This is a genomic window from Sulfolobales archaeon, assembly GCA_038897115.1.
In the GTDB taxonomy this organism is placed as follows: domain Archaea; phylum Thermoproteota; class Thermoprotei_A; order Sulfolobales; family AG1; genus AG1.
In genome coordinates this window covers 1-14,865 of record JAWAXC010000057.1, presented here as the reverse complement: position 1 = coordinate 14,865, position 14,865 = coordinate 1, and the positions used below count along the sequence as shown (strand labels likewise).

Sequence of the window (14,865 nt, the reverse complement as noted above, 5' to 3'; positions counted from 1 at the left end):
CTTCTATAGCCCGATGTGGTGGATAGATATTTCCTGATCCTGTGTATGATGTATATGATCAGTATTGATGCTATAGCTGCTACTCCATAGATAATTAGTGTATCGATTAAATAGGGTTGCTGAGTTGTAGGCTTAGATTGCTGTATTCTTAGTGGGAGATCGGAGTAAAGCGCTATAGCTGTTAGGCTTGCTGTCTCAACATTTAAATCACCAATACCTCGTAGGCTGGAGTTGTATAGTATTGCGAATGGTTCTATCGAGTTTAGCAGATCTCTAAATAGCTCTATATCACTATCTATAGCTAGCATCCTAGCAGTATATAGCCCTAGAGCTAGCTTATAGGTCTCATAATATCCTAGCGAGGCATATGCACGATCAGCGAATCCTATTCCATCAAACATTCTCCTAGCTCTCCAATAGCTATCACCTACATCCTTGTATGCCCCTTTCAACTGGTTCCTTATACTATCATAAAATAGCATGTTAGCATATTCATAGTAGTCCCTGAATATCTCATCTCTAACCACTACCGTTTTTATGCTGATATTTTTATCTCCAACAGTCCTAGATGCTACATCCACTGTGCTTATCAATCTAAATGGGTATGGAATATCTCTAGATAACAAGATCTGATAGTAGTCATAGAACGAATATTGAGAGTATCGCGATAATAGCGCATCTACCTTATCAGCTATAGACCCTAACCCGCATAGCTCCCTCAACACATAGCTAGCTATGAAATTTGTTGATAAATAGCAGGTAGCGCTCTCAGCAACAGGTGACTCTACCAAACACCCTGTGCCATCTCCAAAATCGATAAACTGAGACTGTAGAAAGGAGCAGAGCTGGCTAAGACTGATCAATATATAGAAGAAAGCGAGATCGATCAATAACAACTAACATCACCCGACAATACCGAGGATCCCAATGATATAACTAACATATCCACACCTATAATCACAGCTAACACATACCATGTCAAGCCCGCAATTACGTTGGCTAGCAGCACAAAACACCAAAGTATATAGAATTCGAAACCCTTAATCTATCTCTCTATGTCGAAAATGTAGAGACGTTTACAGCTAAAACCGCTTTCTCTCAGCACTAAATAATATTTCAAACCACGATGATATCTCATTAGCCATGCCCGGCTAATAGAAACCAAAATAACTAGTATGATAAACTATTTTTCTAAAGTGATTATTGCATAGTGGATCAGATCTAGATCTATAACAATAAGGGTAAAGGTGTTAATATGACAGAAGATTTCCAATAAGATTTAAATCAGATTAGATAGGGAATACCGGGGTTCTAATATTTGTATTTTGATATTAGGTGGAGATGGGTAAGGTATTCAGGTGTGCTTGCCTCAATAACATTCTGGGTTTTCACATTAATATCTATAAGTATTAATAGATGGTTCGACTTCTATAGAGATGCTTTTAGCGATCTAGGTGGCCCCAGGGCTAGCAATGCTTGGATCTATAATCTAGGCCTCATAATTTCCTCAATATTTCTAGAGGCGCTTTCGATCCACATGATATACACATCCAGATCTAGGGTGGGAGTGGTAGCTGGTTCATATCTATCGATAGCAGGTGTTTTCCTAGCCTTAATAGCGATCTACCCAGCTGGTACGAGGCCACATGTATTTGTCTCAACATGGTTCTTCATACAAGCCTTCCTAGCAGCTCTATTCTATGGGATATCTAGATTGAGGGATGATAAGATCCTTTCGATATCTGTTTTAACGCTGTTCATACTAGCATTGGCTGGTTATATGCTTAAGTGGCCTTCAGCAGCATCTCTAGAGGCATATGAGATTATATTGCTAACCATATTCGCTGTTATCTATGCACTGAGATCTTGAGTTTGTTTAGGAAAATATCTAGATCATAGATCCCTTGTTACCTATGTTGAAAATCTAATCTGCCCTATTAGCTTTGATCTCTTGTATCACGATCTCTTCTATCTCCTTATCACTTAGGGGGTCTCTCGCTCCATTATTATATAGGTCTATTATCTTCATATATGTCCTCTTCACGAGATCGCTGTCCTTGCTTACCTCCATCCCTAGCCTAGCCTTTATCCAATAGGCTATACCCGATGTTCCTGAGTATGGGCCTATCAAGATCTTTGGCTCCCTCCCAACTATCTTGGGATCCATTGAGAGGTATGTTGCTGGGTTCTTTATCTGTGCATCTATATGTATCCCAGCCATTGTTGAGAATGCGTTATCACCTACTATTGGCTGGTATCTCGGGATCTGGTGGCCAATCTCTCTAAAGATCTCCGCTATAGATCCTATAACCCTTGGATCCATACCCCCGAAGTCACCCTTAAGCCTAGCATATAGCAGCACCAAGGCCTCTATAGGCACGTTGCCAGCCCTCTCACCAATCCCTAAGAGGGTGCCGTTGTTTATTGAAGCACCATAGATCCAAGCTGCTAGGGCATTTGCAACACCTAAGTAGTAGTCTCCATGCCCGTGGAACTCGATCTGCTCGGATCTAAGCCCGACTACCCTTCTAAGAACCCACACGATCTTAGGCACGGAATATGGTAACGAGGCATGTGGATATGGTACACCCACACCTGTTGTGTCTGGAAGCTTCACCACAAGATCTATACCATATCTCTCGCTAAGCCTTAGAAGCCTCCTCACAAATGGAACCACAAGACCAGGTATATCTGATCTGGTGATATCCTCCAAGCTACATCTAAGGCTTATACCGCTCTTCATAGCATATTCAGCAGCCCCTAGATACTTCGCAACAGCTCTATCCCTTGTCAGGCCGAGCTTATATCTAATATGTATATCCGATATCGACATCAACATCACCATCTCATCAAGCCCAGCATCTATAACCCTTTTAACATCCTCTATAGAGGCCCTACCCCACCCAATAACCTTTGGATATCCATATCCAAGCCCCTTGATAGCTCTGACGATCTCTCGATCCCTCGCTGTGTATAGGAAGAACTCACTCCTAATTATCCTACCACTCCCATTATCTAGATTAGCAAGAGCCCTGAAGATCTTTATAGCTTCATCAACATGTAGAGCTCTGAACGACTGCTGACCATCTCTAAAGGTTGTATCTGTTATATATAGATTTTGTGGGAGATCCGGATCGATTGATACCCCATCAAACTTAATAATAGGGGGGTATGGCCATGATGGATCCTGAGGATCTATCTCTCTAATCTCATCAATACCTTCTCTCCTTACAAGGCTTAGAAACGATTCCCTAGCTTTTCGATCAACGATCTCTTCAATAATAGACCCCCACCAAGAATAGCTAAAAACGCTTATTAAGATTACGCTAAAGATCCCAGCAGCTGAGGATCTTATGGGAGCTAATTTAAACCTATGTGGTTCTCAGCCAATTCTCTCAACCATTTCCATAAGATCTATTATTTCTTTTGATGCGAGGGACTTCCCCTCGAATATAAGAGCCAGGATCTTCTTAGCTATTCTCTTAAAATTACCTGTAGATAGCTCATTAGAGATCTCCTCCTCATCTATCGCACTACCCCTAATAGATCTCATAATCTCTAAGATTCGCTTAACCGCTTCTGGATCATGTGCTCTCTGTGATAGTGTTTCGTATAGCCTTCTATATGTCTTCCCAATTCTCTCTATCCTCTCAGCTATATCTCCACCTACGATCTTCTTCAGATGATCACATAGTTCTTCAGAACATAGGATCAGGGCTGACTTAGCATCGTTTAGATGTTTAACCATCATAGCATCGTAGTAATATTGGGAGGGTATCTCGACAAGCATAGGATCTTCTGATTGGATGTTACTCGGTATCCATGCTATGAGGGATCTTATATTTAGTGAGGCTCTTATCTCATTATATAGTCCTTCTAAGCTCTTAGCATCTATAGGCTCTGGATATCGACCCCAGCCTATCTCCTTGGAGGCTTCAGCACCATTGATCAGCTTTCCATCTGATTTTCTAGCAGCAACCAGATATAACGAATATTCAGAGGGGTCAGGCGCTATAGGGTAAGGAGGGGATGTGATAGCTGGCTCAGGGCCTAGGAGGGAGAAGATGAATGTCCACCCCTCATAGCCTCTAACCATATCATATAGCCCCTGCTTCGAAGCTATCGTATCGGCTAGCGATACTATTGGATTACTGATCTCTCCATAAGGATCTATGTTGAGGCTTCCCCTCACAAAGTACATGTTGTGGAGCACATATCTGGTTGAGAAGACCCATCTACCTAGCAGCTCGTCAAAATATAGATTCACCTGCCACCCATCAACCCTGGCAGAGACATACGCCGGGACTATGTTTGGCGATACATGTTCTAGAGCTTCTGAATAGTCGAGAGCCTTTGGCAATGGGTTAGACATAACCTTCACAGGCTCATCGCCTCTAAATAGAATTACAGTTCCAGTCGCATACATCGATACTGGGAAAGCCTTGAATGCCCTCCTTCTATTCCAGGAATAGATACACACACTATATTGGGGGTTAGCATTGCAACACCTCTTCTCAACAAACCTGGAGAACACCTCAGAATATCTAGCCCTCAGAACATCGGCTCTCTTAGTCGGCATGCCCATGAGCTCCCCAGCCCTTCTTATAGCTTGCTCCTCCACCTCCCCCCTCTTCAAGAGCCATACTATCTTCTCAACGTAGAATATAGGGTTCTCCATGGAAGCTCCATATTTAATAAATAGCATGTTGAGTAAAAACCCTGCGACAGTTCTATAAGCCCTAATGCATCATTGCTAAAGCTTAATAGCTTCGAAGCATGCATGTCTGAGGTGAGGTTAAATGGTTAGAGCTCTAATAATAACCGCCGATGGGTTCGAGGATCTAGAGCTCTTCTACCCATACTATAGACTCCAGGAACTTGGAATCGAAACAATCATCGCAGCCCCCCAGCAAGGAGATATAACCGGGAAGAACGGATATAAGGTAAGGGCCAGCCTATCATTCAGAGAAGCATTGAAACAGAGCTTTGACATACTAGTAATACCCGGGGGAAGGGCTCCGGAGAGGGTTAGGCTAGAGCCCGAGGCATTAGAGATTGTGAGAAGCTTCTTCAAAGAGGATAAACCCGTAGCAGTAATATGCCACGGCCCACAGGTGCTTATAAGTGCTGGAGTAGTGAGGGGTAGAAGGCTTACAAGCTGGTGGGGCATAAAGGATGATGTTATAGCTGCAGGCGGAATATGGATAGACGCTCCAGCTGTGGTAGATGGGAACATGGTATCAGCAAGATACCCACCTGATGAGCCAGAATGGATGAGAACATTTATAGCCCTTCTGAGAGAGAGGAAGATAATCTAGCTGTTATATTGAATAGATGTATTAAATAAGGTAGCTGTTTTTAACATATCCAGCTATGTTAAACCTTATGATATAAGATAACTCCCTACCACCCTAAAGAGTTGAGTTTCTATATGTGAAAAGCGCTTCGAAGATACTGATCGTTAGATCCTAATTACTTCAGGGGATAAAGCTTATATTCGAATATAGGGTGTATAATATTGTAAGATGTAGGATAAAGACAAATATATAGAGGAGGTGTGATGGATATGAGCTACATGTTTTGTCCACAATGCGGATCCATAATGATGCCTGAGAAATCAGGCAGCCTTAGATGCCCTAGATGTGGCTATACAAAGACAATTGAGAATAGCAAAAGCGTAATCGTAGCTTCAACAAAGGTTAAGCGCAACCCAAGTGAGAAGATAATAGTGCTGGATAGCGATAAGCCTAGAACGGCTTTACCTAGAACAAGGGATGTTAGATGCCCCAAGTGCGGCAATGACGAGGCCGAATATTGGTTCCTACAGACTAGAAGAGCCGATGAGCCTCCAACCAGGTTCTACAAATGCGTTAAATGCGGCCATGTTTGGAGAGAGTACGAGTAAAACTCTAGCCTCTGCCTGCTATCTATGATTCGTATTAATATATAGTGATTTATATGAAATCCCTAACCATAACATTTATAAGGGTCTATAATGCGGTGGAAATGAAGAACCAAAATCTGGGTTAACTTGAATAAGCAGAGGTCAAAGATAATGAACGATGAAAAGCCCCGCCAAAAGTTACTGCCCTCCCCTACGCCCTAGAAGGACGAGGCTTTAGCTGTAAGGTTGAAGGTAGAGGGCTTGGAACTAGAGATCAGGCTCGATGGAATCTAAGCTCCATATATAACTTTAACCTCTTAGGCATTGAAGATCGATTTCTCGTAGAGATCCTAGCTGTCAGCCAGCTGGGCTAGCTCATCTATCGCCGCTTTTAACCCTCATCATCTCACTATTTAGATATATGGGTGTGAGTTTATATATAGATCTCATATAGAGGAGATTATCGGTGTAGTAATATGGCCCTACCCCCAGGTGTTGAGGCGATTCTGGGAACGGCTTTAGAAACTTTGTCAAGCGCTAAGGGTGTTGTCTTTATGATCGGGTTGTTCATTGTTGGTGCTGTTGTGATATCCTATACCATATATGGGATATATAAGTTTGGTGTTTTCGCTCTTAGGTTAAAGCCCCACTATTTTGGGCTGGTAATGTTTCTGCTGGGCTTCACTCTAATATTGATCTCAATGCTCTTCCCGTAATAATGTGTGAAAATCTATATATCCATCGTAATCCTATTTTTAATCTGAGCGTGTTTGGATTGTCTGGCGAGGATCTCAAGAGACTTGTAAGGGAAGATTTAGTGTCAATGATAACAGAGGCAGGGCTTCTGGATGAATTCATAGCATGGCTGAGGTCTAAGATGGGGGGTCATATAGATCCCATTAAAATCGATTCCATAGATATTCGATATATGGTTGAATTCCTTAGGGAGAAGAACATCCTCTCCAGCGACCCACTTCCACCGGATCTAGATATAGGTAGCAGGCTGGAGGAAGAGGTGGAGAGATCCCTGAGGAATACTAAGGAGGGGAGGACTAGGAAGTATAAACCCACATAGTTTTATCCTTTGTATCCATGAGCTTCACACCCAGCCTCATAAGCTGCTCTCTGATCCAATCAGCCTCCTCATAGATCTTTCTCTGCCTTAGCCTCTGTCTAACCTCTACTATCAGCCTTATCAGATCCTCAGGATCGATCTTAGATATTGTGGGCATCGCCTCAGCCCTTGGCAGGATATCAACCACTTTGTCCATCATCTCAAGGATTGAGAGTGCCTTAAGGGCTAGAGAGCCTTTATCCCTGGCTATAACCTCGCCCCCAGCGATCGATAGTGCTTCATGTAAATATGCAAGGGCCCTAGGAGTATCTAGATCGTCTTCTAACGCGGCGACAAAACCTTTCCAAGCATATGATAGCCTACCCCATATCTCTATATCCCTATCCTCAAGCCTATGCTCAACCCCCCTCTCCCTCACTATATTTCTTAGAACCTGGTATATCTCTACGATCTTTCTATATGTGTTTCTAGCCTGCTCAAGCGACTCCTCCTTATACTCCAGATTCTTCCTATAGCTGGCAGAGAATATCCAGAGCCTGATCACCTCAGCACCCCATTTAGATATCGCATCCTTTAGAGTCACTATATTGCCTAGGCTCTTGCTCATCTTCTCCCCCGAGATTGTTAGGTAGCCAACGTGGAACCAATATCTAACCCAAGGAGATCTTCCGAAGAGAGCCTCGCTCTGAGCCCTCTCATTTTCATGGTGGGGGAATATTAGATCCTGCCCACCCCCGTGGATATCTATCTCGCTACCAAGATATCTAGAGCTCATCACGCTACACTCGATATGCCATCCAGGTCTTCCAGGTCCCCAAGGGGATTCCCAATAAGGCTCGCCGGGCTTTGCTGCTTTCCACAATGCAAAGTCGAATGGGTTTCTCTTCTCTGCGAGGAACTCCTCTTCCTGCCTCCACTCATCACTCTTCCCTCTTCCACTGAGCCTTCCATAGTCCCAGTATGTTGTGACATCAAAGTATACAGATCCGCTTTTAGCTACATAAGCGTGGCCCTTATCTATTAGCCCCTGTATAAAGTTGATTATATCTCCAATGTGATCTGTAACCCTTGGATGTAGATCTATAGATATCCTCATAGCCTTCATCAGCTCTAGATACTCCCTCGTATATAGATCTGCGAGCTCCCTCCAAGAGATATTGATCTCTTTAGCCCTAGCTATGATCTTATCATCTATATCCGTTATATTCTGCACGTGAAACACATTATAGCCCTTAAGCATTAAGGTCTTCTTCAGAATATCAAATGCCACATATGCCCTTGCATGCCCCACATGGATATGATCATATGGTGTTGGTCCGCAGAAATACGCCTTCACATAACCAGGATTTGATGGTATAAACTCTTCCACCGTCTTGCTGAGAGTGTTATAGATCCTCAACACGCCTCTCCACATATAACTTAGAGGTAGAAAAGCTAATATTGTTCTCCTCTCCAATCTAAAATTATCTTCTAAAAAGTCTCCTCCCCTATAACGTGGATCTATCTCTAGATCTTAGCATATCTAGCTTCCCCACCAAGATAATGCTCTATTCTTAGAAGCTCATTATACTTAGAGGTTCTCTCACCCCTAGCAGGCGCGCCGGTCTTTATAAGGGGTGTTCCTAGGCCAACTGCTATGTGGGATATAGCTGTATCCTCTGTATCCCCGCTCCTATGGCTAGTGATCACCAAAACACCCCTTCTCATAGCCTCTCTAGCAAATTCAGCAGCCTCAGAATATGTTCCTGCTTGGTTAACCTTCATAATGGCCCCTCCTATAGAGCCCTTCTCAAGGGCTATTCTGAGTCTTTCTACATTTGTTGATAGCAGATCGTCTCCCACTATTATTGTTTTCTTTAGCTTCTGCGATAGCTTTGAGAATCCTTCGAAATCGTTTTCCTCCAGAGGATCCTCTATCGATAGTAGCGGGTATCTCGAAGCAATATCAACAAATAGATCTATCATCTCGTCTCTAGAGAGGGCTTTACCATCAACCCTATATACACCATTTTCATAGATCTGCGATGCAGCAGCATCTATAGCTAAATATATATCCCCGCCAGGTGTATAGCCGCTCTTAGATATGGCCTTGACCAGAATATCTAGAGCCTGGTATATACTCCTCATAGGCGGTGCGAAGCCCCCCTCATCACCCACATTTATGCTCGAAGCTCCATATGCTTCCTTCAAAAGATCCTTTAGCACCTTGTAGACTTCAACACCCGCCCTCAAAGCATCTGAAAACCTGTCAAAGCCTGTAGGGACTATTAAGAACTCCTGAAAAGATAATTCGTTACCAGCGTGTGCACCACCATTTATGAGATTCATCATTGGGATTGGGAGCTCTCTTGCCCCAAGCCCGCCTATATAGATAAATAGGGGTTCGCCAGCTGTATCTGATGCAGCCTTTAAAACAGCTATGCTTACAGCGGTAGTCGCATTTCCCCCTAGCCTTGACTTGTTCGGAGTCCCATCGATCTCCAAGATCTTTCTATCTATATATCTCTGCATCCTGGAATCTAGCCCTACGATGGCGGGAGCAACATATCTCCTTATATTCTCCACAGCCCTGAAAACAGATCTTCCCCTATATATCCTTGGATCACCATCTCTGAGGTCATACGCCTCGTAACTACTCCTAGAGGCACCAGAAGGGGCAATTGCCCTACCAACACCTCCTCTTGTCCTCACAATAGCCTCCACAGTAGGATCTCCTCTAGAATCTAGCACCTGTATCGCATCAACACCGATGATCTCAAACAGATCCTCTATCTTAGAACCCATAACATCACCACTATATCCACCCTATTACAACTTAAGACCTCAACACATTTGAAACTACCTAAGATAATCTCCATAGTATTAGCTCAACAACCCCCTTGAAGGATGGGGTTTTCTGTTGGGGATAGTACTCTTTTTGTTGTTTGTTGGAAAGGCTTATATAAGTTGGTGGTTATCATATTATTGGTAATCCGCCTGGGTGATGGGAGCGCTGCTCTAAGCCCGGGTGGGCTAGACCTAGATGGGAGCCGTGTGCCGTTGGGCTCAACAGCCGCCCATTGGAGTCTATTCAATCATCGTACCTGCCGGAAAGATACTCATTAGATTATCAGCCTTATGAGTAAAAGCTAAGCCTCTTCAGGGCGGAGAAGGGAGTCAGAAGCTCTCGTACCATAATATGATCCTACTGACAAAGTATTCATGTTAAGAGGAAACGCTTAATACAGGCTTAGCTAGGTTGTATTATAGGTGAACCAAGTTTGATCCTTAAATTGAGAGTTGGAAGGAAGGGCTATATATTTTGCCAAAGGCTATTCGCGAGGCTTTTGGTATCGATGAGGGTGATGAGGTTATTATCGAGATTAGAGACGGTATTGTGATCAAGCCTGCTAAGAGGAATATAAATGTAGAGGAGCTTAGAGACTCCCTAAGGAGGCATGTTGAAAAACTAATGAATATCCCCGCGAGAAAAGAGCCTAGACCTGGCGAGCTAGCAAAGATCTATCTTGAGGAGGAGTTTGAGGAGTGAAGGTCTTCATAGATACTCCACACCTCACATACCTCAATACAGTATCAGATCCACGGGCTAGAACCGTTTACGAGAACTTCTATATAGATATCTTGACTAGGTATAAACCCTACACCGATGTACTTGTGCTCGATGAGCTAATCTATTAATCTATGTTTCTAAAAAGAAGTATGGCATCCCACTAAGAATAACAATAGCATTTATAGAATCAAACGTACTCCCATATATACACATAATAAGCCTAGGTGAAGAAGAATACAGACATGCAATAAAACTCCTATTAGACTATGGTTTTAAACCGTCAGACTCCCTCTACCTAGGAGTAATGATTACTGGCCTCCTCCCCGCCCTAAAGGGAGCGAGGGTCCCCCTCTAGAGCGGGGAGGTTTGGGCTACATCCCGAGCTATTGCTCGGTTTAGCCCTGGGCCGGGTCTGGTTTCCCCTAACCTCTATCCTGTCTACTTCTACTCCTTTCATCGGGGTTGATGTTGTTCGGGGTTATTGAGCTCTCGTCGAGGTAGTGTAGACACACACTCATCATCAGGATATGAGCAGACACCAAGCCTAATAAGCATAAGCCTTCATCCCCGCCCTGAAGGATGATGCTTTCAGCTGTAAGACAGGTTTTTATCTCTATTCACATAGGATTTACAACTGAGATCCTCGTCCTCTAGGTCGGGGGGAAGTCAGCTATCTTTTCTTAGGAGTGATTACTGTATATTTATCGCCTATATACTCTGTGTAATCGCTTCCGAAGTCCTCACTATATTCGGTGAGAATGGGGAGAAGTTCCTTGGCTTCTTCCTCTGAGAGTTCTCTATACTCATATGTTGGCATGCCGATTCTCTCTTCATAGAGTTTTCTGGCATATTTAGCAGCCTCTTCTGGAAGCCTATTGATTAGATCTATATAGTCTAGGTTTGAAAACTCCTCTAATAGATCCTCGCTTATGAGGCCTTTGAGTATCATTGCCCTCAGGAATCTAATCATCTCTACCTTGGGCGGTTGAAGCCCTATCTTGGATGGTGATACCCTACCTCTGATATATATTCTGCCTCCAACCATGCCAGATCCTACATAGCTACCCACAGGCTCTGGAAGGTTTTTCGTATTTAGAACCATGATAACCCCTCCAGCCATGTACTCGCCTAGATAGTTATCAACTATGCCTCCTACAACGAGATATGGTCTCTTATCCCTATACTCTCTCATCTGAACCCCAACCCTGTTGCCTGCATTCCCCTTAACAAAGATCTTACCCCCTTGTAGAGCCTGTCCAAGAACATCTCTAGCGTCTCCCATGATAACCACCTTTCCACCATGCATCGTATCGCCACAGTCATCCGCAACATTTCCGTAGACGTAGAATATGTTTGACTCATTCAGATTAGCTAAGCAGTTACCAGCAACACCGTAGAGCTCTATCCTCACACCTCTTATACCCAGCCTAGGGAGGTTTATACCTATATATCTATGTCCCATGACATTCGCAACTCTAACCACTTTCCTATGAGAAGCCACTTTTGCTATCTCATTGTTAAGCTCTCTATAGCCTAGATACCTTGCATCTATATCGAAACCCCCCTCAGGCTCGAAGACAGGTGGTGGGGAGTATGTGTTAATCTCTTCCAAAGGCCTACCATATCTAATTACACCCCTTTTGAGAGAAGCTATGAAGTACTCCCCGGGCTTTAAGGTCCACACCTTAGCATTTGGGCTGAGCTCTCTTATCTGGTTCTCCTCACTCGCTACATATATTCTCTCACCATCTTCCCCTAGTACTAGTGGTCTGAGCTTGAATCTATCTGCTATCGCTATTAAATAGAGATCATCGCCTGAGTTATAGCCTATCACCGCTGAGAAAGGGCCGTCGAGCCTTGCATTCCTATATAGATGATCGATTTTAGGATCTAACGCATCAGCCCTTCTAGAGGGGTTAACCATAATCCTAACAGCCTCCTCTATATCAAGACCATCAGAGAGTAGCTCTTCAAAGAGCATAGCTATAACCTCGCTATCTGTTCCAACAAAACCGCCCCAGCCTCGGGATGATAGAAACTCCATGTTAGCTCCAAAAGAGCTTAGATCGCCATTATGAACCACAGCAAGATCCTCTGTTGCAAATGGGTGGGACCAGTATGGGTAGTGCCCAGGGGAGTTTGTTGGCTGCCTAGTATGGGCGAGCCACATATCACCCTCAACACCCTCGATATTATATATTGAAGCAACATCTATGGGGAATCCGACTCCTTTGAACACATCTAGAGATCTTCCAACACTATAGATCCTACCTAGCCCATGCCACCATAGCTTTTGATTAAGCTTCCTCACAACCCTTCTAATCTTAACACTATTCTCGGCCTTTACAAAAAGTTCACACGAGCATATAGGACCTTTTAGACTCTCGATCTTACCGATCTCGATCCCCAAGCCATGATATTTAAATATATTAATTATATCCTCAACATTAGCTCTCTCGCTATTTATGAAAACCTTAACTCTATATTTGTCCCCATCTACACCGGGATCTAGATTAAAGACAGCGAAACCGGCTCCCTTATCACTTCCCCTATATCTTACCCTTTCAATAGCTCTGAGAACCTCTGATCCTGAGATCTTTGGCGCCGATATCTTTCTAAGAACCCCAAAGATCCCGCATCCAGATGGCTCATAGGTTATCATGGGCTACCAGCCTGCTTAACCCTTATCCTATTAGCAATTGTATCTGAGAGAGCTACTGCTCTGAGAAGCTCTCTATTTCCTGTAAAGGTGGATTGAAGGCTATAGGCGCCTGCAGCACCCGCTATTAAGGCTATCTCCTTTTTCATACCAGCTATTAGGTTGAATGCCTTCCTATCGAGGGCATCTCTACTACCTATGCCTATAGCTTTTTCAAGTATTGTCGCAGGTATTATAACGCTATCAGCTCCCAGAAGTATGAGTTTTAGAACATCCCCAGGATCCCTTAGCCTGGATGATTTAGCTATAATATCATATGAATACCTAGCACCAGCCTCCTTCAACCTTGTATCTAGATCGGAAACCACCACCTCCAGATCCTCATCCCCTAGATCCTCATCCACAATATATCCCAGAAGCCCTTTTAACTCGAGAAGCCCCTCTATTTTAGAAGTAGATGCTGGTACAACAAGATATACCCCAGTAGATGGTTTGTAACTCCATCTAACAACACCTGTATGATCTGATGTGATAGATATATCTCTATACCACGGCTCTATTGTATGTGCAAAGAGCCCCACCCCAAGTGCTAGAGATGCCCACTTGATAGAAGAAACTATGTTTTTATCGCCATCTGTAACATCGAAGAATATTGGAGATGATATATATAGCCTTCCACCTGCTAGGTAGAAGCCCTGCTCCACATCCTCCCTATAAGGATCTATCGGGGGTCTGGTAACCTGGGCACCATCTATTCTGAGCCAATCCGTTATTCTATATGGCTTCTCAACATCTGGGGGTGCTGTGCTCCCCATACCTATTATTACAGGCTCGCCCTTAGCTATTAGCTCTCCTAGGTAAGAGATTCTTCTTCTACTCCATATATCGCCTATCCTATATGGGGGATCTCTAATCGATCCATCGATTCCAAGGATCTCGAGGATCCTTTTTGGAAGCCCATCCCCATATAGAAGATCCCTTCTACCCCTTAGCTCCCTTACACTCTTGAGACCCAGGGCGTCTAAGATATTTGAGAGCTCTAGGGTGAAGCCTTTTATGAAGTTTACTAGGTTTCTAAAGGCGAATTCTAGGTTAAGAACTCTGGATCCATCTATCTTGTTTGTTAGAGCAGCAGGGCAGTTACCTATATGACATTTATGTATCATTATACAGCCCATAGCTATGAGAGCAGCTGTTCCGATGTTAACAGCGTCAGCTCCAAGTGCTATGAGCTTTGCCGCATCTAAAGCACTCGAGACCCTACCACCAGCTATTATATAGAAACCATCTCTAAGCCCGTTCCTAACTAGCATATCATGGGCAGATGCAACAGCAAGCTCTATGGGTATCCCTAGATTATCCCTAACCATTATAGGTGTCGCACCAGTACCGGCTCCATGACCATCAATTATAACCCCATCAGCCCCCATCCTAGCTATCCCAGTAACTATGTATGGCACATAGTTTGTCGCAGCTACCTTAACATATACAGGCTTTCCAGTAGCCTCTTTCAGAGCCTCAATCCTCTGCCCTAAATCTTCTATCGAGTATATATCATGATGAGGCGCTGGAGAAATCGCATCAGAGCCCACCGGGATCCTTCTGGTAAGTGATATGGGCTCGGTAACCTTTGATCCTGGGAGATGGCCTCCAATACCTGGTTTAGCACCCTGCCCAATCTTTATAACGATCCCCAT

At 43.8% G+C, this 14,865-nt stretch carries 13 protein-coding genes; 6 read left to right on the top strand and 7 right to left on the bottom strand.

Annotation, left to right across the window (positions count from 1 at the left end; translation table 11 throughout):
* On the bottom strand, positions 1-896 hold an 896-nt coding region (locus QXE01_08110; protein MEM4971198.1), incomplete at its 3' end, for a hypothetical protein.
* Positions 897-1,318: 422 nt separating this feature from the next.
* Between QXE01_08110 and QXE01_08105 the strand changes: the two genes are divergently transcribed.
* The gene (locus tag QXE01_08105) at positions 1,319-1,870 is read left to right on the top strand and encodes a DUF998 domain-containing protein (GenBank protein MEM4971197.1); all 552 of its coding nucleotides are present in this window, start codon (positions 1,319-1,321) and stop codon (positions 1,868-1,870) included.
* A 54-nt stretch (positions 1,871-1,924) separates the two neighbouring features.
* Here QXE01_08105 and QXE01_08100 read toward each other — a convergent pair whose 3' ends face one another.
* On the bottom strand, positions 1,925-3,109 hold the full coding sequence (locus tag QXE01_08100; protein MEM4971196.1) for a hypothetical protein: 1,185 nt from the start codon (positions 3,107-3,109) through the stop codon (positions 1,925-1,927).
* A gap of 273 nt (positions 3,110-3,382) precedes the next feature.
* The gene (locus QXE01_08095) at positions 3,383-4,678 is read right to left on the bottom strand and encodes a hypothetical protein (GenBank protein MEM4971195.1); all 1,296 of its coding nucleotides are present in this window, start codon (positions 4,676-4,678) and stop codon (positions 3,383-3,385) included.
* Between the two features lie 121 nt (positions 4,679-4,799).
* On the opposite strand from QXE01_08095, the gene QXE01_08090 reads away from it, so the two are divergent.
* From QXE01_08090 to QXE01_08075, 4 genes are all read left to right on the top strand, one after another.
* The gene (locus QXE01_08090; protein MEM4971194.1) at positions 4,800-5,318 is read left to right on the top strand and encodes a type 1 glutamine amidotransferase domain-containing protein; all 519 of its coding nucleotides are present in this window, start codon (positions 4,800-4,802) and stop codon (positions 5,316-5,318) included.
* 248 nt (positions 5,319-5,566) lie between these two features.
* Positions 5,567-5,905, top strand: a complete 339-nt coding sequence (locus tag QXE01_08085; protein ID MEM4971193.1) for a transcription factor S — start codon at positions 5,567-5,569, stop codon at positions 5,903-5,905.
* 455 nt (positions 5,906-6,360) lie between these two features.
* Complete coding sequence (locus tag QXE01_08080) at positions 6,361-6,600, top strand: hypothetical protein (GenBank protein ID MEM4971192.1); 240 nt, start codon at positions 6,361-6,363, stop codon at positions 6,598-6,600.
* Positions 6,601-6,659: 59 nt separating this feature from the next.
* On the top strand, positions 6,660-6,959 hold the full coding sequence (locus QXE01_08075; protein MEM4971191.1) for a hypothetical protein: 300 nt from the start codon (positions 6,660-6,662) through the stop codon (positions 6,957-6,959).
* Here QXE01_08075 and cysS read toward each other — a convergent pair.
* Both cysS and eno read right to left on the bottom strand, forming a co-directional pair.
* Positions 6,937-8,373, bottom strand: a complete 1,437-nt coding sequence (gene cysS / locus QXE01_08070) for a cysteine--tRNA ligase (GenBank protein MEM4971190.1) — start codon at positions 8,371-8,373, stop codon at positions 6,937-6,939. The two genes, QXE01_08075 and cysS, sit on opposite strands and share 23 nt — an antisense overlap.
* Before the next feature lie 92 nt (positions 8,374-8,465).
* Positions 8,466-9,743 carry a phosphopyruvate hydratase gene (eno, locus tag QXE01_08065; GenBank protein MEM4971189.1) on the bottom strand — a complete coding sequence of 426 codons (1,278 nt, stop codon included), beginning with the start codon at positions 9,741-9,743 and terminating at the stop codon, positions 8,466-8,468.
* Positions 9,744-10,260: 517 nt separating this feature from the next.
* On the opposite strand from eno, the gene QXE01_08060 reads away from it, so the two are divergent.
* Entirely contained in the window at positions 10,261-10,488 is a 228-nt protein-coding gene (locus QXE01_08060; protein MEM4971188.1) for an AbrB/MazE/SpoVT family DNA-binding domain-containing protein, read from the top strand.
* A 691-nt stretch (positions 10,489-11,179) separates the two neighbouring features.
* Here QXE01_08060 and QXE01_08055 read toward each other — a convergent pair.
* On the bottom strand, positions 11,180-13,171 hold the full coding sequence (locus tag QXE01_08055) for a glutamate synthase (GenBank protein MEM4971187.1): 1,992 nt from the start codon (positions 13,169-13,171) through the stop codon (positions 11,180-11,182).
* Positions 13,168-14,865 (bottom strand): glutamate synthase-related protein (locus tag QXE01_08050; protein ID MEM4971186.1); only part of this gene is annotated, 1,698 nt, incomplete at its 5' end. The genes QXE01_08050 and QXE01_08055, both read right to left, overlap by 4 nt.

Bases quoted from the DNA above. Each gene is read 5' to 3' on its own strand.
- QXE01_08095 (MEM4971195.1), bottom strand. From the start codon at position 4,678: ATGGAGAACCCTATATTCTACGTTGAGAAGATAGTATGGCTCTTGAAG.
- QXE01_08090 (MEM4971194.1), top strand. From the start codon at position 4,800: ATGGTTAGAGCTCTAATAATAACCGCCGATGGGTTCGAGGATCTAGAG.
- QXE01_08085 (MEM4971193.1), top strand. From the start codon at position 5,567: ATGAGCTACATGTTTTGTCCACAATGCGGATCCATAATGATGCCTGAG.
- QXE01_08080 (MEM4971192.1), top strand. From the start codon at position 6,361: ATGGCCCTACCCCCAGGTGTTGAGGCGATTCTGGGAACGGCTTTAGAA.
- cysS (MEM4971190.1), bottom strand. From the start codon at position 8,373: ATGTGGAGAGGCGTGTTGAGGATCTATAACACTCTCAGCAAGACGGTG.
- eno (MEM4971189.1), bottom strand. From the start codon at position 9,743: ATGGGTTCTAAGATAGAGGATCTGTTTGAGATCATCGGTGTTGATGCG.
- QXE01_08055 (MEM4971187.1), bottom strand. From the start codon at position 13,171: ATGATAACCTATGAGCCATCTGGATGCGGGATCTTTGGGGTTCTTAGA.